The organism is Streptomyces blastmyceticus (assembly GCF_039521185.1).
Taxonomy (GTDB): Bacteria; Actinomycetota; Actinomycetes; order Streptomycetales; family Streptomycetaceae; genus Streptomyces; species Streptomyces blastmyceticus.
Genome location: NZ_BAAABW010000028.1, coordinates 1 through 21,171 on the forward strand (window position 1 = coordinate 1; position 21,171 = coordinate 21,171).

General features: G+C 70.7%; 24 protein-coding genes. 6 read left to right on the top strand and 18 right to left on the bottom strand.

All coding sequences use genetic code 11. The features are described from left to right. Window positions 1–65 precede the first annotated feature (65 nt). The 6 genes from folE to dacB form a co-directional block, all read right to left on the bottom strand. Window positions 66–671, bottom strand: coding sequence for a GTP cyclohydrolase I FolE (gene folE / locus ABD269_RS27590; protein WP_301894385.1), 606 nt, complete (start codon window positions 669–671; stop codon window positions 66–68). Between the two features lie 146 nt (window positions 672–817). Continuing rightward, on the bottom strand, window positions 818–2,812 hold the full coding sequence (ftsH, locus tag ABD269_RS27595; protein ID WP_301894386.1) for an ATP-dependent zinc metalloprotease FtsH: 1,995 nt from the start codon (window positions 2,810–2,812) through the stop codon (window positions 818–820). A gap of 250 nt (window positions 2,813–3,062) precedes the next feature. After that, complete coding sequence (gene hpt / locus ABD269_RS27600) at window positions 3,063–3,602, bottom strand: hypoxanthine phosphoribosyltransferase (protein WP_116215820.1); 540 nt, start codon at window positions 3,600–3,602, stop codon at window positions 3,063–3,065. 103 nt (window positions 3,603–3,705) lie between these two features. Continuing rightward, a complete protein-coding gene (gene tilS, locus ABD269_RS27605) occupies window positions 3,706–4,728 on the bottom strand; it encodes a tRNA lysidine(34) synthetase TilS (RefSeq protein WP_301893444.1) in 1,023 nt (340 codons plus the stop codon). 187 nt (window positions 4,729–4,915) lie between these two features. Next, window positions 4,916–6,061: a zinc-dependent metalloprotease gene (locus ABD269_RS27610; RefSeq protein ID WP_344122195.1), complete on the bottom strand. Its 1,146-nt coding sequence runs from the start codon at window positions 6,059–6,061 to the stop codon at window positions 4,916–4,918. A 107-nt stretch (window positions 6,062–6,168) separates the two neighbouring features. Continuing rightward, window positions 6,169–7,605: a D-alanyl-D-alanine carboxypeptidase/D-alanyl-D-alanine endopeptidase gene (dacB, locus tag ABD269_RS27615; protein ID WP_344122197.1), complete on the bottom strand. Its 1,437-nt coding sequence runs from the start codon at window positions 7,603–7,605 to the stop codon at window positions 6,169–6,171. A gap of 144 nt (window positions 7,606–7,749) precedes the next feature. Here dacB and ABD269_RS27620 point away from each other — a divergent pair, with 144 nt between their 5' ends. Beyond that, the gene (locus tag ABD269_RS27620) at window positions 7,750–8,247 is read left to right on the top strand and encodes an inorganic diphosphatase (RefSeq protein ID WP_045933001.1); all 498 of its coding nucleotides are present in this window, start codon (window positions 7,750–7,752) and stop codon (window positions 8,245–8,247) included. A 68-nt stretch (window positions 8,248–8,315) separates the two neighbouring features. Here the strand turns inward: ABD269_RS27620 and ABD269_RS27625 are convergent, their stop codons facing one another. Continuing rightward, window positions 8,316–9,986, bottom strand: coding sequence for a threonine/serine exporter family protein (locus ABD269_RS27625; protein WP_344122201.1), 1,671 nt, complete (start codon window positions 9,984–9,986; stop codon window positions 8,316–8,318). Window positions 9,987–10,100: 114 nt separating this feature from the next. Then, window positions 10,101–10,820, bottom strand: coding sequence for a DedA family protein (locus tag ABD269_RS27630; protein ID WP_301894387.1), 720 nt, complete (start codon window positions 10,818–10,820; stop codon window positions 10,101–10,103). 224 nt (window positions 10,821–11,044) lie between these two features. Here ABD269_RS27630 and ABD269_RS27635 point away from each other — a divergent pair, with 224 nt between their 5' ends. Beyond that, complete coding sequence (locus ABD269_RS27635) at window positions 11,045–11,410, top strand: YbjQ family protein (RefSeq protein WP_301893448.1); 366 nt, start codon at window positions 11,045–11,047, stop codon at window positions 11,408–11,410. A gap of 113 nt (window positions 11,411–11,523) precedes the next feature. Continuing rightward, complete coding sequence (gene gad, locus ABD269_RS27640) at window positions 11,524–12,936, top strand: glutamate decarboxylase (protein ID WP_344122203.1); 1,413 nt, start codon at window positions 11,524–11,526, stop codon at window positions 12,934–12,936. A 10-nt stretch (window positions 12,937–12,946) separates the two neighbouring features. Here the strand turns inward: gad and ABD269_RS27645 are convergent, their stop codons facing one another. The 4 genes from ABD269_RS27645 to ABD269_RS27660 form a co-directional block, all read right to left on the bottom strand. Continuing rightward, window positions 12,947–13,540 (bottom strand): PadR family transcriptional regulator, encoded by a 594-nt coding sequence (locus ABD269_RS27645; protein ID WP_344122205.1) that lies wholly within the window; start codon window positions 13,538–13,540, stop codon window positions 12,947–12,949. Between the two features lie 123 nt (window positions 13,541–13,663). Continuing rightward, window positions 13,664–14,209 carry a DinB family protein gene (locus ABD269_RS27650; RefSeq protein ID WP_301893452.1) on the bottom strand — a complete coding sequence of 182 codons (546 nt, stop codon included), beginning with the start codon at window positions 14,207–14,209 and terminating at the stop codon, window positions 13,664–13,666. A 91-nt stretch (window positions 14,210–14,300) separates the two neighbouring features. Next, on the bottom strand, window positions 14,301–15,758 hold the full coding sequence (locus ABD269_RS27655; RefSeq protein WP_344122208.1) for an aldehyde dehydrogenase family protein: 1,458 nt from the start codon (window positions 15,756–15,758) through the stop codon (window positions 14,301–14,303). Window positions 15,759–15,845: 87 nt separating this feature from the next. Next, the gene (locus ABD269_RS27660) at window positions 15,846–16,709 is read right to left on the bottom strand and encodes a helix-turn-helix domain-containing protein (RefSeq protein WP_301893456.1); all 864 of its coding nucleotides are present in this window, start codon (window positions 16,707–16,709) and stop codon (window positions 15,846–15,848) included. Window positions 16,710–17,021: 312 nt separating this feature from the next. Here ABD269_RS27660 and ABD269_RS27665 point away from each other — a divergent pair, with 312 nt between their 5' ends. Then, window positions 17,022–17,516, top strand: coding sequence for an ATP-binding protein (locus ABD269_RS27665; RefSeq protein ID WP_205519217.1), 495 nt, complete (start codon window positions 17,022–17,024; stop codon window positions 17,514–17,516). Window positions 17,517–17,535: 19 nt separating this feature from the next. Here ABD269_RS27665 and ABD269_RS27670 read toward each other — a convergent pair whose 3' ends face one another. From ABD269_RS27670 to rpmG, 5 genes are all read right to left on the bottom strand, one after another. After that, complete coding sequence (locus ABD269_RS27670; RefSeq protein WP_116213167.1) at window positions 17,536–17,775, bottom strand: DUF397 domain-containing protein; 240 nt, start codon at window positions 17,773–17,775, stop codon at window positions 17,536–17,538. Between the two features lie 130 nt (window positions 17,776–17,905). Beyond that, the gene (rpsR, locus tag ABD269_RS27675) at window positions 17,906–18,148 is read right to left on the bottom strand and encodes a 30S ribosomal protein S18 (protein WP_116215816.1); all 243 of its coding nucleotides are present in this window, start codon (window positions 18,146–18,148) and stop codon (window positions 17,906–17,908) included. Between the two features lie 59 nt (window positions 18,149–18,207). Further along, window positions 18,208–19,383, bottom strand: coding sequence for a CobW family GTP-binding protein (locus ABD269_RS27680; RefSeq protein ID WP_344122212.1), 1,176 nt, complete (start codon window positions 19,381–19,383; stop codon window positions 18,208–18,210). Beyond that, the gene (locus tag ABD269_RS27685; protein WP_301893458.1) at window positions 19,380–19,637 is read right to left on the bottom strand and encodes a type B 50S ribosomal protein L31; all 258 of its coding nucleotides are present in this window, start codon (window positions 19,635–19,637) and stop codon (window positions 19,380–19,382) included. Before ABD269_RS27685 ends, ABD269_RS27680 begins: the two co-directional genes overlap by 4 nt. A gap of 5 nt (window positions 19,638–19,642) precedes the next feature. Further along, window positions 19,643–19,807 (bottom strand): 50S ribosomal protein L33, encoded by a 165-nt coding sequence (gene rpmG / locus ABD269_RS27690; protein ID WP_116213165.1) that lies wholly within the window; start codon window positions 19,805–19,807, stop codon window positions 19,643–19,645. Window positions 19,808–19,880: 73 nt separating this feature from the next. Here rpmG and rpmB point away from each other — a divergent pair, with 73 nt between their 5' ends. Together rpmB and rpsN are read left to right on the top strand one after the other, a co-directional pair. After that, a complete protein-coding gene (gene rpmB / locus ABD269_RS27695; protein WP_344122215.1) occupies window positions 19,881–20,117 on the top strand; it encodes a 50S ribosomal protein L28 in 237 nt (78 codons plus the stop codon). Continuing rightward, window positions 20,117–20,422 (top strand): 30S ribosomal protein S14, encoded by a 306-nt coding sequence (gene rpsN, locus ABD269_RS27700; RefSeq protein WP_344122217.1) that lies wholly within the window; start codon window positions 20,117–20,119, stop codon window positions 20,420–20,422. Before rpmB ends, rpsN begins: the two co-directional genes overlap by 1 nt. 75 nt (window positions 20,423–20,497) lie before the next feature. Here rpsN and ABD269_RS27705 read toward each other — a convergent pair whose 3' ends face one another. Then, the gene (locus ABD269_RS27705; protein WP_344122219.1) at window positions 20,498–21,139 is read right to left on the bottom strand and encodes a TetR family transcriptional regulator; all 642 of its coding nucleotides are present in this window, start codon (window positions 21,137–21,139) and stop codon (window positions 20,498–20,500) included. Window positions 21,140–21,171: the final 32 nt, after the last annotated feature.

The following is a 21,171-nucleotide window of genomic DNA, read 5'->3' on the forward strand; positions in this document are numbered from 1 at the left end:
CGGTCGCCGCCACGACCGAGGTCGTGGCGGGCAGCTCTTTTACGTACCTGCCTGTGTCCCTGCCGTCAGCGGGCCATGATCAGGCTCATGGCCTCGGCGCGGGTCGCGGGGTCGCGCAGCTGGCCCCGTACGGCCGAGGTCAGGGTCTTGGCGCCGGGCTTGCGGATGCCCCGCATGGACATGCACATGTGCTCGCACTCGATGACCACGACGACTCCGCGCGGCTCCAGGATCTCCATCAGCGAGTCCGCGATCTGCGTGGTCAGCCGCTCCTGGACCTGCGGGCGCCGGGCGTAGACATCCACCAGGCGGGCCAGCTTCGACAGACCCGTGATCTTGCCGCTGGTCGCGGGGATGTAGCCGACGTGCGCCACACCGTGGAACGGCACCAGGTGGTGCTCACAGGTGCTGTACACCTCGATGTCGCGGACGAGCACCATCTCGTCGTGCCCGAGGTCGAAGGTCGTGGTCAGCACCGACTCCGGCTCCTGCCACAGGCCCGCGAATATCTCCTTGTACGCGCGCGCCACCCGCGCGGGGGTCTCGCGGAGCCCCTCGCGGTCCGGGTCCTCGCCCACGGCGATCAGCAGCTCACGGACGGCGCTCTCGGCCCGCTTCTCGTCGAATACACCGATGGAGTTCTCGGCGTCCAGCGTCACCGGGTCGGTCATGGAGTTGCCTCGTTCTCTCATGCGTACGTTCTGGGCCGACGGCGGCCACAAGCGGAAAGCCGCGCCTCCCAGGCTAATAACCTGGGTGACGCGGCATCCATTCCGGGCCCTGTGATGCTGCCCGGCCTTCGGCTGTGCTTCCCGGCTCAGATCTCCGGGCGGGTGTCGTCCGGGAGGTCGACCTGCTCCACGGGCTGACCGCCGTTGCTCGGTGCGAGCTCCTTGGGGGAGAGCACCGGCGGGCGGGTGGAGGGCGTACGCCGCGAGGAACCGGTCCACGCCGGGCGGGCCGGGCGCTTCACGATGTGCTTGAAGACCTCGGCGATCTCCTCCTTGTTCAGCGTCTCCTTCTCCAGGAGGGCCAGAACCAGGTTGTCGAGCACGTCGCGGTTCTCGACGAGGATCTCCCACGCCTCGTTGTGCGCGGTCTCGATGAGCTTCTTGACCTCTTCGTCGACCAGGGCCGCGACCTCTTCGGAGTAGTCGCGCTGGTGCGACATCTCACGGCCCAGGAACGGCTCGCTGTTGTCCGAGCCGAACTTGATCGCGCCGAGCCGCTCGGTCATGCCGTACTGCGTGACCATCGCGCGGGCCGTGGCGGTGGCCTTCTCGATGTCGTTGGCCGCACCGGTGGTCGGGTCGTGGAAGACGAGCTCCTCGGCCGCGCGGCCGCCCAGCATGTACGCCAGCTGGTCGAGCATCTCGTTGCGCGTGGTGGAGTACTTGTCCTCGTCGGGCAGGACCATGGTGTAGCCGAGCGCGCGGCCGCGGGACAGGATCGTGATCTTGTGCACCGGGTCGGAGTTCGGAGAAGCCGCCGCGACCAGGGCGTGACCGCCCTCGTGGTAGGCGGTGATCTTCTTTTCCTTGTCGCTCATGATCCGGGTCCGCTTCTGCGGTCCGGCCACGACACGGTCGATCGCCTCGTCCAGCATGTGGTTGTCGATCAGCTTCAGGTCGCTGCGGGCCGTCAGCAGGGCGGCCTCGTTCAGCACGTTGGAGAGATCGGCACCGGTGAAGCCGGGGGTGCGGCGGGCGACGGCCGAGAGGTCGACGTCCGGGGCGACCGGCTTGCCCTTCTGGTGAACCTTGAGGATCTCCAGACGGCCCTGCATGTCCGGGCGGTCGACGGCGATCTGCCGGTCGAAGCGGCCCGGGCGCAGCAACGCCGGGTCGAGGATGTCCGGGCGGTTCGTGGCGGCGATCAGGATGACGCCGCCCTTCACGTCGAAGCCGTCCATCTCGACCAGCAGCTGGTTGAGGGTCTGCTCGCGCTCGTCGTGACCGCCGCCGAGGCCTGCGCCACGGTGCCGGCCGACGGCGTCGATCTCGTCGACGAAGACGATGGCCGGGGCGTTGGCCTTGGCCTGCTCGAACAGGTCACGGACGCGCGAGGCGCCGACACCCACGAACATCTCGACGAAGTCGGAGCCGGAGATCGAGTAGAAGGGAACGCCCGCCTCGCCGGCGACGGCGCGCGCGAGCAGGGTCTTGCCCGTGCCGGGCGGGCCGTAGAGCAGGACGCCCTTGGGAATCTTGGCGCCGACGGCCTGGAACTTCGCCGGCTCCTGGAGGAACTCCTTGATCTCGTGGAGCTCCTCGACCGCCTCGTCGGACCCGGCCACATCGGCGAAGGTCGTCTTCGGGGTGTCCTTGGTGATCAGCTTGGCCTTGGACTTCCCGAAGTTCATCACTCGGGAGCCGCCGCCCTGCATCTGATTCATCAGGAAGAGGAAGACCACGACGATCAGGACGAACGGCAGCAGCGAGAGCAGCACCCCGATGAAGGGGTTCTGCTTCGACGTCGAGATGTTGTAGCCGTCGGAGATCTGCTTGGAGTCGGCCTTGGCCTGCAAGGTCTTGGCGAGGTCGACGCCCTGGTCGCCGATGTAGTTCGCCTGGATCTTGCCGCTGCCCTTGACCTTCTGGCCGTCCTTGAGCTCGACCTTGATCTTGTTCTCGTCGCCGGTCGTCAGCTCGGCCGATTTCACCAGGTCCTTGTTGATCGCGTTGACGACCTGGCTGGTGTCCACCGACTTGTAGCCGCCGGACGAGCCGACGACCTGCATCAACACGACCACGGCGAGGACGGCCAGCACGATCCACATGACCGGCCCACGGAAGTAGCGCTTCACGTCCATCCATACGGGGCGCAAGCGCCCCGTCCCTCCTGCCACAGTGAGGCACGGCTGCCCCTGTCAGGGGGTGCGTGCGTACGGTGTTCTGCTCGACCTTGAAAAAGATTGAAAAGACTGACCTTCGGACGGTACCCCAGCATTGTCACCCGACGCCGCCGCAGGCGGTCAACCAACCCGCCTTCCCATGCTCCAACGGCGGAAACCGCCTTTCGGTTCCCGCGCGCTGGAGAGTCCCGTCCGGGGCCCTGGAGCCCTAGCCGCCGTAGACGTGCGGCGCGAGCGTGCCCACGAAGGGCAGATTGCGGTACTTCTCGGCGAAGTCGAGCCCGTAACCGACGACGAACTCGTTCGGGATGTCGAAGCCGACCCACTTCACGTCGATGGCGACCTTGGCCGCCTCCGGCTTGCGCAGGAGGGTGACGACATTGAGGGAGGCGGGCTCCCGCGAACCGAGGTTCGACAGCAGCCAGGACAGCGTCAGACCGGAGTCGATGATGTCCTCGACGATCAGGACGTCCTTGCCCTTGATGTCGGTGTCGAGGTCCTTGAGGATCCGGACCACGCCGGAGGACTGGGTGCCCGCGCCGTACGAGGACACCGCCATCCAGTCCATCGTGACCGGGGTGGACAGCGCACGCGCCAGGTCCGCCATCACCATCACGGCGCCCTTGAGGACACCGACGATGAGCAGGTCCTTGCCCGCGTACTCCGCGTCGATCTTCGCAGCCAGCTCAGCCAGCTTCGCGTCGATCTCTTCCTTGGTGATGAGCACCGACTTGAGGTCGGTGCCCATGTCCTTGTCGTCCACCCGCGCCACTCTCGTTTGTTGAAGGCTCATCCGGCTTGTCTCATCCGGCTTGTCCGAGGCGAGCCACTGCCGTTCGCACTCGTTCGAATCAGCCCTGCCGAAGGACCAGTCTGCCACCCTGCCTGCGGACCGCGACGCGCCCGGGCAGGTTGATGGCCCCCTGGCCGCGCCAACCGGTGATCAGCCGGTCGACTTCCTCGATGTGCCGGGCGAAGAGCGAACCGGCCGGAGCGCCCGCCGAGATGGCCGCACGGCGCAGCACCCGGCGGCGGACGGCGGGGGGCAGGGCGAAGAGCTTCGCGGCCTCCAGGGCCCCGCTGTCGTCCCGCACGGAGGGCTCGACGGCGGCGGCCCAGCCGTCGAGTGCGTCGGCGTCGTCCCGGGAGAGCTGGGCGGTGCGGGCGAGGGCCTCGACCACGCCCTTGCCGAGCGCCTTCTCCAGGACGGGCAGCGCTTCGTGGCGGACCCGGGAGCGGGTGTAGGCCGGGTCGGCGTTGTGCGGGTCATCCCACACGGGGAGCGACTGGACCATGCAGGCCTTGCGGGCCGTCTGGCGGTCCAGGCCGAGGAACGGCCGGCGGTAGCGGCCGCCGACGCCGGACGCGACGGCCATGCCGGACAGCGAGCGGATGCCGGAGCCGCGGGCGAGCCCCAGGAGCACGGTCTCCGCCTGGTCGTCCCGGGTGTGGCCGAGCAGGATCGCGGCGGCTCCGTGCCGCTCGGCGACGGCGTCCAGGGCGGCGTAGCGGGCGTCGCGGGCGGCGGCCTCCGGGCCGCCTTCCCTGCCGACGGACACGGCTACGGCCTCGACGGGGTCGAGGCCGAGGGCGGTCAGCCTGCTGACGACCTCGGCGGCGCGGATGTCGGAGCCGTGCTGGAGGCCGTGGTCGACGGTGACTCCCCCGGCCCTGATGCCGAGCTTGGGCGCCTCGAAGGCCAGTGCGGAGGCCAGGGCCATGGAGTCGGCGCCACCGGAGCAGGCGACCAGGACGAGCGGCGGGGAGCCGGCGGGGGTGGGGGGAACGGATGCGGGTGTGGTGGGGGTGAGGACGTCGTGAAGTACGCGGCGGACCGCCAGGCGTATCGCGGCGACCGCGGGATGTGGACCCATGTCCGTGTGTCCAATCGTTCCATATGGAGATGGTCGGAGCTGCGCGAGCTTCGAGCCTCAGTCACGCTGTGTGCGTCGATGGTGACAGAAGCGAGCCATTACCCGAGCATCGCACGCCCACCCCTGGCTCACGGTCCCTCGGACGGGTGATTACGGAAGCGTTCTACCCGGAGGTGGAGCGTCCGCTTCAGGATTCCGGCTTCCGGTGCACCCGCGCGACCCAGTCCGCCGGTTTGGCGATCTCCGTTTTGGTGGGGAGGGTGTTCGGGGACGTCCATACCCGGTTGAAACCGTCCATACCGACCTCGTCGACGACTGCCCGTACGAACCGCTCGCCATCACGGTACTGCCGCAGCTTGGCGTCCAGTCCCAGCAGCTTGCGCAGTGCCGCGTCCAGCCGCCCCGCGCCGGTCGCGCGGCGCTGCTGGAACTTCTCCCGGATCTCCGTCACCGACGGCACGACCGCCGGTCCCACGCCGTCCATCACATAGTCCGCGTGCCCCTCCAGCAACGACATCACCGCCGTCAGCCGGCCGAGGATCTCGCGCTGGGCGGGCGTCTGGACCAGGTCGACGATGCTGCGGCCGCCCTCTTCCTCGTCCTGCGGCGGCCTGCCGCCCGCCAGCGACTGCGCCGCCTCCCGGACCCGCTCCAGCAGCGTCGCCGGGTCGACCTCCGTCTCGCCGAGGAACGACTGGATCTCGCCCTCGATGTGGTCGCGCAGCCAGGGCACGGCGGTGAACTGCGTGCGGTGCGTCTCCTCGTGGAGGCACACCCACAGCCGGAAGTCGTGCGGATCCACGTCCAGCTCGCGCTCCACGTGGACGATGTTCGGCGCCACCAGCAGCAGCCGTCCGCCCCCTGCCGCCCCCGGCAGGTCACGGGTGGCGGGCGCGAACGTCTCGTACTGCCCGAGCACCCTGGACGCCAGGAACGACAGCAGCATGCCCAGCTCCACGCCGGTCACCTTGCCGCCCACGGCGCCGAGCACCGCGCCGCCCGGGACGTTGGCCCTGCGGTCCGACATCTTCTCCAGCAGCGGGCCGAGCAGGGCGCGGAAGCCGGCGACGTTCGCCTTGATCCAGCCCGCGCGGTCCACGATGAGCACCGGGGTGTCGTGGTTCGTGCCCGCGGGGTCGTCGCCCCCTCCGGGCGGCGTCATCCGGGTGAACCCCCGGACGTGCTCCTCCGACGTCTTCGCGTGCCGCCTCAGCTCCGCGACGACCTCGCGGGCCGCGTCCCGGCCGATCTCCGGTCCCGGCCGCACGAGCCTCGTCGCGGTCGCGACCGCGAGCTTCCAGTCGACCATCTCCGCACCACCGATGCTCGTCATGGCTTCACCGTACGTGCTGTGCACGGCCGACGGTTAGGGGTTGCCCGGTTGCCGGGTGCGCGGGCTTCGGCCGGTGCAGCGCCTTGGGTGCGGGTCTCTTGCGCCCGTCAGCCGCGGCAGCCGCAAGCCGCCACCGCTGTCGCCATGCGGTCCAGCGCTCGCTGTGCCGCGTCCGCGTCGCTCGTGCCGGAGGCCATGAAGGCGAACGTCAGGAGGCGGCCGTCGGCGGAGACCGCCGTGCCGGCGAGCGTGTTCACGCCGGTCAGGGTGCCCGTCTTCGCCCGTACCGTGCCGCGCCCCGCCTCCTCGTCCGCGTACCGGCCGCTGAGCGTGCCACTGAAACCGGCGACCGGCAGGCCCGTCAGGACCGGGCGCAGCTCGGGGTGCGCGGGGTCGGCGGCCCGTACGAGCAGCTGGGCCAGGAAGCCCGCCGAGGCCTGGTCCGCGCGGTCGAGGCCGCTGCCGTCGGCGACATGGACGCCGGGGAGGCCGAGCTTGCCGAGGCGTTCGGTGACGGCCTTCGCCGCGCCCTCGAAGCTCGCGGGCTGCCCCGACGCGAGGGCCGTCTGCCGGGCGAGGGCCTCGGCGATGTCGTTGTCGCTGTTGGTGAGGGCGCGCTCGACCAGCGCGCCGAGCGGCGGGGAGGAGACCGAAGCGAGGCGTTCCGCTTTCGCCCCGGCGGTGCCCTGGGTCACCTCGCCTTCGACCTTGATGCCCTGTTCGCCCAGCATCTCCGCGAACTTCCGGGCCGCGTCCCCGGCCGGATCGGCGGTACGGGCGGCGGGCCCGTGGTCGGAGTCGTCGAGGCGGCCCTCGTCGGTCATCAGGGCGCTGACGGGGGCGAGGTTCTCGTTGGGGCCGATGGTGTGGACGGCAGGTCCGGAGTAGAGCGAGGCGTCGTACGCGACCTTGGTGCGGTCCGTACCGCGCTCCTTCAGCCTGCGCGCGGCGGCCTCCGCGAGGGCCTGGAGGCTCGCGGCCTGCTGGGGGCCCGCCTTGGCCGGGTGGGCGGTGAGCGTGGGGTCGCCGCCGCCCACGAGCACGATGCCATCGCCGCCCGCCACGACCGTGGTGTCGATCCGGTGGTCGGGCCCGAGCGCGGCGAGCGCCGCCGCGGCGGTGGCCGGTTTGATCGTCGAGGCGGGGGTGTACGCGGTGTCCTGCGCGGAGCCGTAGAGCTGCTGCCCGGTGGCGGCGTCGTACACCGCCGCCGAGTGGTCCGAGCCGAGCGCGGCGTCCTTCAGCAGCGGTTCGAGCACGGCGGCGAGGCCGTCCCGGGTGGGCTCCTGCGCGGTGGCCCGGCCGCCGATGGCGGCGAGGACGGGCGGCGCGGTGGGCGGCACCGGCCCGGTGTGGCCGTCGGCGGCGCGCGCCGCGCCCGCGGCCGCGCGGTCGCGCTCGGCCCTGCGCTGGCCGGACTCCCAGGGCCCGGAAGCACCCACGGCGCCCGCCGCCGCGACGACGCCGGCCACGGCCGACACCGCGACGAGACGCACCGTGCGACGCCGCTCCAGCGGGGCGTTCCGCCACCACTCACGCACCACGGACCAGCCCCTTTCGCCACCACACACCCGCGTGAGAGACACTTAATCACTGCGCCTTGCCGCGAGCATGGCACCCGCTGTAGCCACCCGCCCGGGAGGACACAGCATCATCGGACGTATGTGTTGATCATGGAGGAGCCACCCGTGGAGTTCGACGTCACCATCGAGATCCCGAAGGGTTCGCGGAACAAGTACGAGGTGGACCACGAGACCGGTCGCATCCGTCTGGACCGCCGACTCTTCACCTCGACCAGCTACCCGGCCGACTACGGCTTCGTCGAGAACACCCTGGGTGAGGACGGCGACCCGCTGGACGCGCTGGTCATCCTGGACGAGCCGACCTTCCCGGGCTGCCTCATCAAGTGCCGCGCCATCGGCATGTTCCGCATGACGGACGAGGCCGGTGGCGACGACAAGCTGCTGTGCGTCCCGGCGAACGACCCGCGCGTGGAGCACCTGCGCGACATCCACCACGTGTCGGAGTTCGACCGCCTGGAGATCCAGCACTTCTTCGAGGTCTACAAGGACCTGGAGCCGGGCAAGTCCGTCGAGGGCGCCGACTGGGTCGGCCGCGCGGAGGCCGAGGCGGAGATCGAGGCGTCCTACAAGCGTCTCGAGGCCGCGGGCGGCTCGCACCACTGAGCATGACCGGACGCGCGGTTCCCGGTGCCCTGAGGGCGCCGGGGGCCGCGCGTTCGCGCTGAGCGGCCTCAGAAGCCGCGCGTCCGCTTCGCCGCCCGGCGGGATGCCGCCGCTCCCGGGACCTTGATGAACAGGCGGGCCATCTCCGAGCCCAGGTTCACACCGATGGCGATGGCGAGGGCCAGCGCGGCCGCCTTGGTCAGGCTGGAGATGCCGGTGGTCAGCTCGTTCTTCGCGAAGTTCAGCAGCGCGAAATACGTCGCGCTGCCGGGCAGCAGCGGCCCGATCGCCGCCGTGACGTACGGCAGCGCCGACGCGTAGCGATAGCGGGACAGCAGCTGGCCGAAGAGGCCGACGAGCCCGGCGGCGATGGCCGTGGCGGGCACCGGGTCGAGCTTGGCGGTGTCGGCGAGGGCCGCGTAGATCACCCAGGCGACGCCGCCGTTGAAGGTGGCCGCCAGCACCGTGTGGCGCTCCTGCTGGAGCAGCACCGCGAAGGCGAAGGCCAGCAGCATCGCGGCGATGATCTGGATCAGCGGCCGCTCCTGGCGTTCCAGCGCCGCCTCGGGGTTCAGCGCCCCGCCGCCGATGTGCACACCTCCGTAGAGGACGACCAGCACTCCGCAGACGATGCCGACGATGAGGTAGCCGACTTCCAGCAGCCGGGCCGCGGCGGTGATGTAGTAGCCCGTCAGGCCGTCCTGTACGCCCGCCACGAGCGCCCGTCCGGGGATCAGGGCGAACAGGCCGCCCGTGATGACCGCCGAGGCCTGTACGTGCGCGTGGGTGGCGCTGAGGGCCACGCCCATAGCTGCGGGCGGCATCGCGGCGGCCACGAACTGATAGAACTCCGGCAGCCCGCGCCCGGACGCCAGCCACGCCAGCCGGTCGCCCAGCATCGCGCCCGCGGCCGCCGCCACGAAGACCAGCACCCCGCCGCCGACGAGCATGCTCGCCGCGCCGGCGAGGAGCCCGGAGGCGGCCGTGAGCGCCCAGCCCGGGTAGGGGTGGCGGTTGCGGCGGATCTCGGCGAGGCCGCGGTACGCCTCCTCCAGCGTCAGCCCGCGCGAGGTGATCTCGTGGACGAGCCGGAAGACGGCGGAGAGCCGGTTGTAGTCGGTGCCGCGGCGGCGCACGGTGCGGCTGGCCGTGATGGGGTCGTCGATCAGGGACGGCTGATAGCTGACCGACAGCAGGGTGAAGGTGACGGTGGGCTCGCAGCGCCCGAGGCCGTAGGCGTGCGCGACGCCGAACATCGCCGCTTCCACGTCCTCCGCGCCCTCGCCGCCCGCGAGCAGCAGCTCGCCGATGCGCAGGGTGAGGTCGAGCACGCGGGGCACGGGCGGGCCGGGCTCGTCCGGCTTCTCCGCCCGCTCGGGGACGGGCCGCTCGCCGACCGGCATGCGCAGCATCGTGCGCATGCGGTCCTGCCAGGGCGCCTCCTTGGTGAGGCTGATCTTGGGTGTGCCGTACGGCGGGGTGAAGGCGGGGTAGGGCGTGCTCTGGGTGGTGCTGAGGCCCACGGTGCCCGCGGGGAGGGTGAAGGCCGAGCCTTCGGGCTCGCTCTCCGGTTCGGCGGCTATGCCCTCCGGAATGGCGAATTCCGAGGTGGGGTGCTCGTCCTCGGGCGCACTCGGCAGCGGGACGCCGAGCGGTGGGGTGAAGGCGCTGTGCGCCTCGTCGGACTGCGGCTTCCGGTCCTCGACCGGGTCCGCTCCGCCCCGCTGCCGCTCCGCCACCACACGCTCCTCGTACGCCCCCTGCCGCCTGCTACGGCCACCATGCCTGATGGGTGTCCCGCGTGCCCAGTGGGGTGCGGGTCATGCGTGCGGCGGCAGGAGAGATACGGGGCGTCAGCGCTTGGCGTGGCGGCCGCGCGGCGCCGGGCGGCCGTCGTACGGCGCACCGGGAGCGCCGGGCGCGCCCAGCGGGCCGGGGACGGCGGGCTCCTTCTTCGCCTTGGAACGCGCGCGCAGCAGCTCGATGCCGACCGGGACCACCGAGATCAGCACGATGGCGACGAGGATCAGCTCGATGTGCTTGTTGACGAAGTCGACCTTGCCGAGCGCGGCGCCCAGCAGGGTGACCCCGGCGCCCCAGAGGCAGCCGCCGATGACGTTGAAGATCAGGAAGGAGCGGTAGTTCATCCGGCTCACGCCGGCGATGATCGGCGTGAACGTGCGGATGATCGGCACGAAGCGGGCGAGGACCAGCGACTTCGGGCCGTATTTCTCGAAGAAGTCGTGCGCCTTCTCCACGTTCTCCTGCTTGAAGAGGCGGGAGTCCGGGCGCTTGAAGAGCGAGGGGCCGACCTTGCGGCCGAAGAGATAGCCCGCCTGGTCGCCGAGGACGGCGGCGAGCACGACGAGCAGGGCGACCAGCCACAGGGGCTTGTCGATCTGGTTCGTGGTGACGAGCAGGCCGGTGGTGAAGAGCAGCGAGTCACCCGGCAGGAAGAACCCGATCAGCAGGCCGGATTCCGCGAAGACGATCGCCAGGACGCCGATCAGACCGAATTGCTCGATCAGATAGTTCGCGTCGAGCCACTGCGGACCGAGCGCGAGTGTGGTCATGGGGGACACGGGTGACAGGCTCCTGGGTCGAGGGCGCAGGCTCGTGCGAGGCCCGGGCACAGGCGGGGGTCGGGGAAGTGCGGCCCCAAAAGTACAACGTGACCGGTGGGCCACCGGTTCCAGAGTGCCATGAAGCTCGTACCCTCCGGTCGGGCTCAACCGCGCCGCCCCGGCATGCGTCCGGGCCGGTGTACGGCAAAACTGCACACACGGAGGTGGATGCGATGGGCATCGAGGAATACGGCGGCGGGCAGTCCCAGACGGATGTGCTGGTGGTCACGACGAACGACGTGCCCGGTTACAAGGTCGACCGGGTCATCGGCGAGGTCTTCGGCCTCACCGTGCGCTCCCGGCACGTCGGCAGCCAGATCGGCGCCGGGCTGAAGTCCTTGATCGGCGGCGAGCTCAAGGGCCTGACCAAGACCCTCGTGGAGACCCGCAACCAGGCGATGGACCGCCTCGTGGAGCAGGCGCGGGCGCGCGGCGCGAACGCGGTCCTGATGTTCCGCTTCGACGTGACGGAGGCGGCGGACGTCGGCACGGAGGTCTGCGCCTACGGCACCGCGGTCGTCATCTCCCCCCGGGCGTGACCCCCGGCGGCGGGGCGGACGCGGGAAGCCTCCCGGTCCGCCCCGCCGGTGCGAGCACGGCTTGAACGGACTTCGAGCGTGGCGCGCCCGCCCCGGTGGTAGGCATCAAGGCCATGCCACTGCACAAAGGCGCCGACAAGGCAACGAAGCGCAGCTATTCGGTCAACCCCTTCTACGGCGAGGCCGACCCCATCGGCGGGATGGCGGCCGAGCCGCCGCGGGACGCACTGCCCGAGGGGCCGATGACGCCGCACGCGGCGTACCAGTTCGTCCATGACGAGCTGATGCTGGACGGCAATTCCCGGCTCAATCTGGCCACTTTCGTCACCACCTGGATGGAGCCCCAGGCGGGTGTGCTGATGGCCGAGTGCGCGGACAAGAACATGATCGACAAGGACGAGTACCCGCGCACCGCCGAGCTGGAGAAGCGCTGTGTACGGATGCTCGCCGAGCTCTGGCACGCGCCCGACCCCGCCTCCGTCGTCGGCTGCTCGACCACCGGGTCGAGCGAGGCGTGCATGCTCGCGGGGATGGCCTTCAAGCGGCGCTGGGCGCTCGCGAACGCAGGGCGCTATCCCTCGGCCGACGCCCGGCCCAATCTGGTGATGGGCGCGAACGTGCAGGTCTGCTGGGAGAAGTTCTGCACCTTCTGGGAGGTCGAGGCGCGCCAGGTGCCGATGGAGGGCGAGCGCTTCCATCTCGATCCCGGGGCCGCCGCCGCGCTCTGCGACGAGAACACGATCGGCGTCGTGGCCGTCCTGGGGTCGACGTTCGACGGGTCGTACGAGCCGGTGGCCGACGTGTGCGCGGCACTGAACACGCTCCAGGAGCGCACGGGCCTCGACATCCCCGTCCATGTGGACGGGGCGTCCGGGGCGATGGTCGCGCCCTTCCTGGACGAGGGCCTCGTGTGGGACTTCCGGCTGCCGCGCGTCGCGTCCGTGAACACCTCGGGGCACAAGTACGGGCTGGTCTACCCGGGCGTCGGCTGGGCGCTGTGGCGGGACCGGTCGGCGCTGCCCGAGGAGCTCGTCTTCCGGGTCAACTACCTGGGCGGCGACATGCCCACCTTCGCGCTGAACTTCTCCCGGCCGGGTGCGCAGGTGGCCGCGCAGTACTACACCTTCCTGCGCCTGGGGCGCGAGGGCTACCGCGCCGTGCAGCAGAACTCCCGTGACGTCGCGACCCGGCTCGCCCGGCACATCGAGGACATGGGCGACTTCCGCCTGCTGACGCGCGGCGACGAGCTGCCTGTGTTCGCTTTCACGACGGCCGACAGCGTCACGCGATACGACGTCTTCGACGTGTCACGGCGGCTGCGGGAGCGCGGCTGGCTGGTGCCCGCCTACACCTTCCCGCCGGACCGGGAGGATCTGTCGGTCCTCAGGATCGTCTGCCGCAACGGCTTCTCGCACGACCTGGCCGACCTCTTCCTGGAGGACCTCCGCTCGCTCCTGCCGGAACTGCGCCGCCAGCCGGGCCCCTTGGGCCGCCCCGAGGCCGTCGCCACGGCGTTCCACCACTGACCCTCGTCCGTCAGCCCCCGGACGGGTTGAGGCCCTCCCAGGGGTCGCCCTCGTCCGCCATCACATAGGCGCCGCCCTCCAGGCGCCCGATCAGCCCCAGGGCCCACTGCTCGCCGCTCTCGGCGGTGTGGATCCACATGCCCCGGATCTCGCCGATGTGGCCCCAGTCCTCGCCCTCCCCCGGCGTCCAGTGCTGCCGGATCTCCTCGCGCCAGGCGCGCAGCGACTCGACCCGCCGCTTCAGCAGGGCGATCGCCTCGGCGCGCGGCAGGTCGACGAGGAAGCCGACGCCCGCGGTCAGGACGTCCACCTTCTGGTCGTGCGAGGAGAGGGACTCCCGCAGCAGCCGGAAGTACTCCCGCTCGCCCTCGCCGGTCAGCTCGTACTCCGTACGGGGCGGGCCGCCGGCCTCGCTCGGCGCGATGTCGTGCGCGATCAGCAGGCCCTGCGCGGCCATGGACTTGAGGGCGTGGTAGATCGAGCCGGGCTTGGCGTTGGACCACTCGTGGGCGCCCCAGAACTCCAGGTCGCTGCGGACCTGATAGCCGTGGGCGCGTCCGTGCTGCCGGACGGCGCCCAGCGTCAGTAGCCGGATCGCCGACATTGCTTCCTCATTCCGGGGTACGACTTGCTGCCGCCCCAGCCTATGGGGGTGCGGGGCCGTTGCCTCGGCGCGGGTTCGCCGCACCCGCCGCAGGCGACAACCGCACCCGCCCCCGAGCACCGCTCAGTCCCCCCGCTCCTCCGCCACCAGCTCGAACGCCGTCCTCCCGTCCAAGGACTCACGGATGACATCCGCGTGCCCCGCGTGCCGCGCGAGTTCCTCGATCAGGTGGAGCAGGAGCCACCGCATGGAGACCGACGCGTCCTTGGGGAACCAGGGCGCCGCCGGGAGGGGGAAGGTGCGCTCCAGGGTGGGCAGGGCGCGGATGAAGCGTTCGGTCTCCACGGCGAGTTCCTCCCAGGTGGCGAGGAGGCCCGCGAGGGACTCGTCGTCCGTGAGCACGAAGCCCGATTCGAACTGCTTCATGGCCTCCTCGTGGGAGATCTCGGGGGCGGTCCCCCGGGCCATCGCGAGCCAGCTGCGCTCGGCGCCGATGGCGTGCTTGAGCAGCCCGCCCAGCGACAGCGTGCTCGCGCTGGGCTTCAGGGCCGCCTGTTCCTCGGTGAGCCCGAGCACCGACCGGCGCAGGCCGCCCCGCTGGGCGTCCAGGAAGGCGAGGAGGGTGCCTCGCTCGTCCGCGGGGTCGTTCTCGATGACGTGAGTGGGCATCGGGTCGGCCTTTCGTCGTTCCGCCGGGCAACGGATGCAACGTACGCCCTAATGCGGACAGCGTCCGTCCTACATCTCGCCGGATGCCTCGTCAGAACGGGAATCTGCTGCGACCGTGCTGGATCGAGATCCACTTCGTCGTCGTGAAGACGTCCACCATCGCGTCACCGTTCAGCCGCCCCACCCCCGAATGCTTCTCACCACCGAACGGCACGATCGCCTCGTCATGGACCGTCCCGTCGTTGACATGGATCATCCCGGTGTCGATGCGCTTGGCGATGCGCACGCCCCGCTCGACATCCCCCGTGTGCACCGCGCCGCTCAGCCCGTACGGCGTGGCGTTGGCGATGCGTACGGCCTCCTCCTCGCCGTCGAAGGGGATGATCAGGGCGACCGGCCCGAAGATCTCCTGCGTGAGGATCGGGGAGTCCGCCGGCAGCCCGGTCAGCACGGAGGGGGCGACGAGCGTGCCGCTCGTGGTGCCGCGCAGGAGGGCGGTCGCGCCGTCCGCGACGGTCTGGTCCAGCAGGGTGTTGATGGCCTCGGCCTGCCCGGCGTTGATCAGCGGGCCGATGTGGGTGGCCGGGTCGCCGGGGTCGCCGACTTTGAGGGTCTTGACCTTGGCGACGAACTTCTCGGTGAACTCCGCCTCCACCGACCGGTCCACGAGCACCCGGTTGGCCGCCATGCAGACCTGCCCCTGGTGGATGAAGCGGCTGAAGACGGCCGCGTCCACGGCGTAGTCGACGTCCGCGTCGTCGAGGACGATCAGGGCGCTGTTGCCGCCGAGTTCGAGGACGGTCCGCTTGAAGTGCGAAGCGGCGACGGTGGCGACATGGCGGCCGACCTTGTCGGAGCCGGTGAAGGAGATCACGCGGGGCACCGGGTGCTCGATGAGCGCGTCCCCGATCTCCGCGATGTCGGTGACCACGACGTTGAGCACCCCGGCGGGCAGCCCCGCCTCCTCGAAGACCTTCGCGACCAGCCCGCCGCCGCATATCGGCGTGTTCTGGTGGGGCTTGAGGACGACGGCGTTACCGAGGGCGAGCGCGGGCGCGACGGACTTGATGGACAGCAGGAAGGGGAAGTTGAAGGGGCTGATGACCCCGACGACCCCGACCGGCAGCCGGTAGAGGCGGTTCTCCTTGGTGTCGTCCGGCGACGGCAGGATGCGCCCCTCGGCCCGCAGCGCGAGGTGCAGCGCCTCGCGCAGGAACTCCCGCACCAGGTGCAGCTCGAAGGCCGCCTTCACGGCCGTGCCGCCGCACTCCGCGGTGATCGCCGCGGCCAGCTCGGCCTCCCGCTCGTCGACGACCCGCAGCGCCCGCTCGAAGACCAGCCGGCGGGTGTACGGGTTGGTGGCGCCCCACTGCTTCTGCGCGCGCTCGGCGGCGCGGTACGCCTGGTCGATCTCGTCCACGCCGGCCACGGTGATGGAGGCGAGCTTCTCCCCGTCATAGGGATTGAAGTCGACAATGTCCCAGGAGCCGGTGCCGGCCCGCCATTCGCCGTCGATGTACTGGAAAGCCAACTCGTCGAAGTAGGACATGTGCCATCCCTGCCTGGAGAAACGGGGGCGCAAACGGCGCCCGAACCGAAATGCAGACTCCTGATGGGACGTCATCGTACTGATGTGTCATACGAGTTGGAGCAGGCGCCTCAACAGGTCGCGGGTCAGCGCGGGTGAGAGGCTGTCCTCGTGCAGGCGCTCCATCACCCTGCCGTACTGCGCCACCTCGTCGGGCTTGTCCAGATACAGCGCGCTGGTCAGCTGCTCCAGATAGACGACGTCGGACAGGTCGGACTCCGGGAAGCGCAGCATGGTGAAGGCGCCGCTCTCCCCCGCGTGCCCGCCGTGCGCGAACGGCATCACCTGGAGCGTCACATTGGCCTGTTCCGAGATGTCGATGAGGTGCTCCAGCTGGCCGCGCATGACGGCCTCGCCGCCGTACGGGCGGTGCAGCGCGGCCTCGTCCAGCACGGCGTGGAAGTGCGGGGCGCGCTCGGAGAACAGCAGCTTCTGGCGCTCCATGCGCAGCGAGACGCGGCGCTCGACCTCGGCCTCGTCGGCGGTCGGCTGGCCGCGGACGACGACGGCCTGGGCGTAGCCCTCGGTCTGCAGCAGGCCGTGCACGAACTGCACTTCGTAGATGTTGATGTGGGAGGCGGCGCCCTCCAGGCCCACATAGGTCTGGAACCACCCCGGCAGCACATCGCCGTAACTGTGCCACCAACCGGCGACGTTGGCCTCGCGGGCCAGCCCCAGCAGCGCCTCGCGCTCCAGCTCGTCGGTGACCCCGTAGAGCGTGAGGAGGTCCTCGACGTCCCGCGCCTTGAAGCTCACCCTGCCCAGCTCCATGCGACTGATCTTCGACTCCGACGCCCGGATCGAGTAGCCCGCCGCCTCGCGGGTGATCCCCCGGGATTCCCGCAGCCTCCTGAGCTGCGAGCCCAGGAGTATGCGGCGCACCACAGAACCGCTCGACTCGCTCGTGGCCATCTTCGCGACTCCTCCTTTTCCGGTCCCTACCCGGTCGTGCCGCTTCCGCACCCTCCAGGGGCGACCCCCGCTACCCCCGGCGCCGAAGTCTGCCACCTCCGGGCTCCGTTGAGTGTGCATCCGATTACGGAGGCAGTGGCAGTCCGGACACCGTACGCAGGAGGGCGTAGGAAGAATTGCGTCCTTACCGGATCGTGCGCCCCCAAAACCCCCACGTGCACGTGCATCTGCCCTTGCATCCGCCATCCGCATTGGGAACCATGGGGAACGCACACGTGCATGTCACGTCCACGATTGCCAGGAGTGCCTCGGATGGGTACCGAAGGATCGACTGTGCTCTCCCCCCTGTGGCGAGGGCTGCCACCGATCGCCCCATCAGCCGTCTCCAGCTCCGCTTCCTGTGTGCTGCCGCCCCGGTTCGAGGCGGTCAGGACGGCGCGGCGGTTCACGAGGACCACGCTCCAGCAGTGGGACCTCCCCGGGCTCTTCGACGATGTGGCGCTCGTCGTCTCGGAGTTGGTCACCAACTCCATGCGCTACGCCCTTCCGGCCGAGCTCGTCGGCACGGAGTACGAACCGCCCGTACGGCTGCACCTGATGCGGTGGACGTCGCGTCTGGTGTGCGCGGTGCGGGACCCCAGCGAGGAGAGCCCCGTCGCGGGCGAGGCCGACGCCTCCGCGGAGTGCGGGCGCGGACTCCTCCTGGTGGACTCCTTCAGCGACACCTGGGGCTGGCATCCGCTGGCCGGCGCGCTGCGGGGGAAGGTGGTCTGGGCGCTGTTCAGGCTGCCGCGGGATCGCGACTGAGCGCTGCTACGGGGGGCGCTCAGTCGGCGATCAGATAGTCGAATTCGCCGTCCTTGACGCCCAGCAGCATGGCCTCGATCTCCGCCGGCGTGTAGACGAGCGCCGGACCGTCCGGATGACGGGAATTGCGCATGGCGATCCCGCCGTCCGGCAGCTTCGCGAACTCCACGCACGATCCCTGCGAGTTGGAGTGCCGGCTCTTGCGCCAGACCACGCCGTCGAGATCCGTGGCAGCCATGCCGTTGTACGCGTGAGGCACAGGTCTCTCCCGGAGTATTCGCAGGGGGCACCCCGGCACGAATGGTGGGGATGACAACTACTCCGGATCATAGCTCCGTTCATGTGCCTCTGCATGAGCGAATGCACGTGCACTTACGGTGCCGACTTCGCTACTTCCCGGTGCCCGAATACGGAAGCAGGGCCATCTCCCGGGCGTTTTTGATCGCCCGGGAGAGTTGTCGCTGCTGCTGGGCGGTGACCCGGGTCACGCGGCGGCTGCGGATCTTCCCGCGGTCCGAAATGAACTTCCGCAGCAGATCGGTGTCTTTGTAGTCGATGTATGTGATGCCCGCCGTTTCCAGGGGATTGGGACGGGGCTTGAGGTTCTTGCGGTGATCGGGGCGACGGGGCATGGTCATTGTCTTTTCTGGTCGTCGATCGGCGGCCGGTCGGCCGGGTGTTCGGCCGGTGATCAGGAAACCGGGTCGAGGAGTTCGTCGAATGCGCCGGACAGACAGCGCCAGGTGTCAGGGCCCGCCGCGAATTCGGCATCGGTCAGCAGGCACGACTCCAGCAGCGAGGCGAGCGCTTCTCCGTCGAGTCCGGGCGAGGTGAAGGTGAGGTACTGCGCGCGGTCGCCGTGCTCGGGGTGCCAGTCCAGCGCGGCGGCCACGCGGCGGGTCGCGGGCACCATCTCCCAGGCGGCGTCCGGCAGTGCGGCCAGCCACGGCCCGGCGTTCTCCACGCACAGGGCACCCCCGGCCGCGTCCCAGGACAGCAGGGTGTCCGGACGGTCCGCGAGCCAGAACCGCCCCCGGCTGCGCGCCGCGGCGCAACTGAGGTCCTCCAGCGCGTCGTACAGCCGCCCCGGGTGGAACGGCCGGTGCCGGTGCCAGACGAGCGTGGTGACCCCGTCCGCGTGGGCGGCCTGCGGCAGCAGCGCGCAGGCGGGGTGCTGCCGGGCGGCCGCGGCCTCCACGTCGAACCCCGCGACCGCGGCGGCCGCCAGCTCGACGGAATCGACCGGAACGCGGTGGGCCGTGGGGACGAGCTGGTCGAGCAGGGCGAAGTCGGCCGCGTCCGCGGGGGGTGTGGCGTCCGGCCCCCCGCTCCCCTCCACCACCGCCAGCACCGGCGCGTACTCCAGCTGTCGCGCGAAGGTGTCCGCGACCGTCCGCTGATCCGACGCCGCGGCCGCCAGCCCCGCCTCGACGAGGTCGTCGCCGCAGCCGAGGGCGGGCAGCAGCAGCGCCGGGTCGACGGCCGTGACCACCGCGGTCAGCCGGATGTCCGGCCCGCTGTGGGCGGCGACCACCTCGGCCATCGCCTTGGGCTCGACCGAGTCCCAGAGCTCCACGACGGCGAGCCGGCAGTGACCGCCGGCGGCGAGCCGTTCGAGCTCGGGCACCAGGTCCTCGCGCAGCGCGCAGCAGGCGCAGTCGTTGACGAGCGCGGCGTCGCCCTCGTCGAGGAGGCCGGAGGCGTCCCGTACGGTCCGGCGCACCGTTCCCGTGACGGCCGTCGCCAGGTCGTGATGGAGCGCGACGCTGCCCGGCACGGTGTTCAGCAGCCGTTCGACCACGGCGACGCGCGCATCGGAGTGCAGACCGCCGACGAGCGCTACGGGCAGCGGCCTCGGACCGGTCACCGGCCGCCCTCCCGCTTGCCGTAACGGCGCTCGAAGCGCTCGACCCGCCCGGCCGTGTCCAGGACGCGGGCGGTGCCGGTGTAGAAGGGGTGGCTCGCCGAGGAGATCTCGACATCGACGACGGGATAGGTGTTGCCGTCCTCCCACTCGACGGTCTTGTCGCTCGTGGCGGTCGAGCGGGTGAGGAAGGCGTAGTTCGCGGCGCGGTCGCGGAAGACGACGGGGCCGTACGGCGGGTGGATTCCGGGCTTCATCGGGGTCAGCGCTCCTCTCGGAAGGTGACGTGGCGGCCGACGACGGGGTCGTACTTCCGCAGCTCCATGCGGTCGGGGTCGTTACGGCGGTTCTTGCGGGTGACGTAGGTGTATCCGGTCCCCGCGGTGGACCGGAGCTTGATCACGGGGCGTAGCTCGTTGCGGGCCATGGGGCTACTATACAGAAATGGTTTCCATTTTCATTAGGCCCTTCGGGGCCGCACGAGGACCGGAGGTCTGACCATGTCCGCCCACTGCCAACTCACCGGCCGCAAGCCGGGCTTCGGCAACTCCATCTCCCACTCCCACCGGCGCACCGCCCGCCGCTTCGACCCCAACATCCAGAACAAGCGCTACTGGCTCCCCAGCGAGAGCCGCCACGTGCGGCTGCGGCTCAGCGCGAAGGGCATCCGGACGGTCGACAGCATCGGCATCGAGGCCGCCGTGGCCCGCATCCGCGCCCGGGGGGTGCACGTCTGATGGCGAAGAAGAGCAAGATCGCGAAGAACGAGCAGCGCCGGCTGACAGTGGCCCGCTACGCGGCCCGCCGCGCCATCCTGAAGGCGATCATCCGCGACCCCCGCACACCCGCCGCGCAACGCGCCGCCGCAGGCGCCGAGTTGCGCCGCCAGCCGCGCGACGCGAGCGCGACCCGCGTACGCAACCGGGACTCGGTGGACGGACGGCCGCGCGGTTACGTGGGCACGTTCGGACTGTCGCGCGTGAACGTGCGGCAGCAGGCACATGCGGGGTTTTTGCCGGGGGTGCGGAAGTCGAGCTGGTAGCGGCCGCCTGTCCGAACCGCTGGACGGGTCCGGGCTCGGCCCGCCCAGCGGTGGGGCCTGTCAATCTAGCTCGCTTCAGCGGGAGTTGCCCGCCCCCTCCGGAAAGCAGTCGAGGCCCGACCGGAGCAGGGCGAAGGCGCGCTCCACGGCCCCGGTGACGGCGCCGCGGATGCTCTCCTCCGGTTCGCCCGCGACAACCCTGCGGCGGATCTCGGCGGTGACCGCCCGATGGGCACCGGCGATGGCGCCGGCCAGCACGGCGGGGAGCGGGTCGCCGGGTCCGGCGGCCGACTCCTCGGCCAGCGCCGCGGCGAGGGCGGCCTCGGAGCGTTCGGCGATCTCGCGGCCCCGGGCCTGGAGGGCGGGGCTGTCGGCGACCACCCGCCAGAAGGTCCTCGCCTCCGCGCTCAGCGCGAGGGTCGGCTCGTTGCGTTCGAGCCCGGCCAGCAGGTCCGCGCAGACCGCTCCGGCGGCGGAGCTGTCGTCCGGGCGGTTGCGGACGACCTCGGCAAGGTGCGCCTCGACCTCCGCCTGCCGGTCGAAGAACAGGTCCTCCTTGGTGGGGAAGTAATTGAAGACGGTGTTCACCGACACCCCTGCGGCGCGGGCCACTTCGGCGACGGCGACCCGGTCGAATCCGCGCTCCACGAAGAGACCCATGGCCGTGTCGGAGAGGGCGGCCCGGGTCTGCTGCTTCTTGAGTTCACGGAGTCCCATGACCACGATGATAGAGCCCGGACATTGGGTCA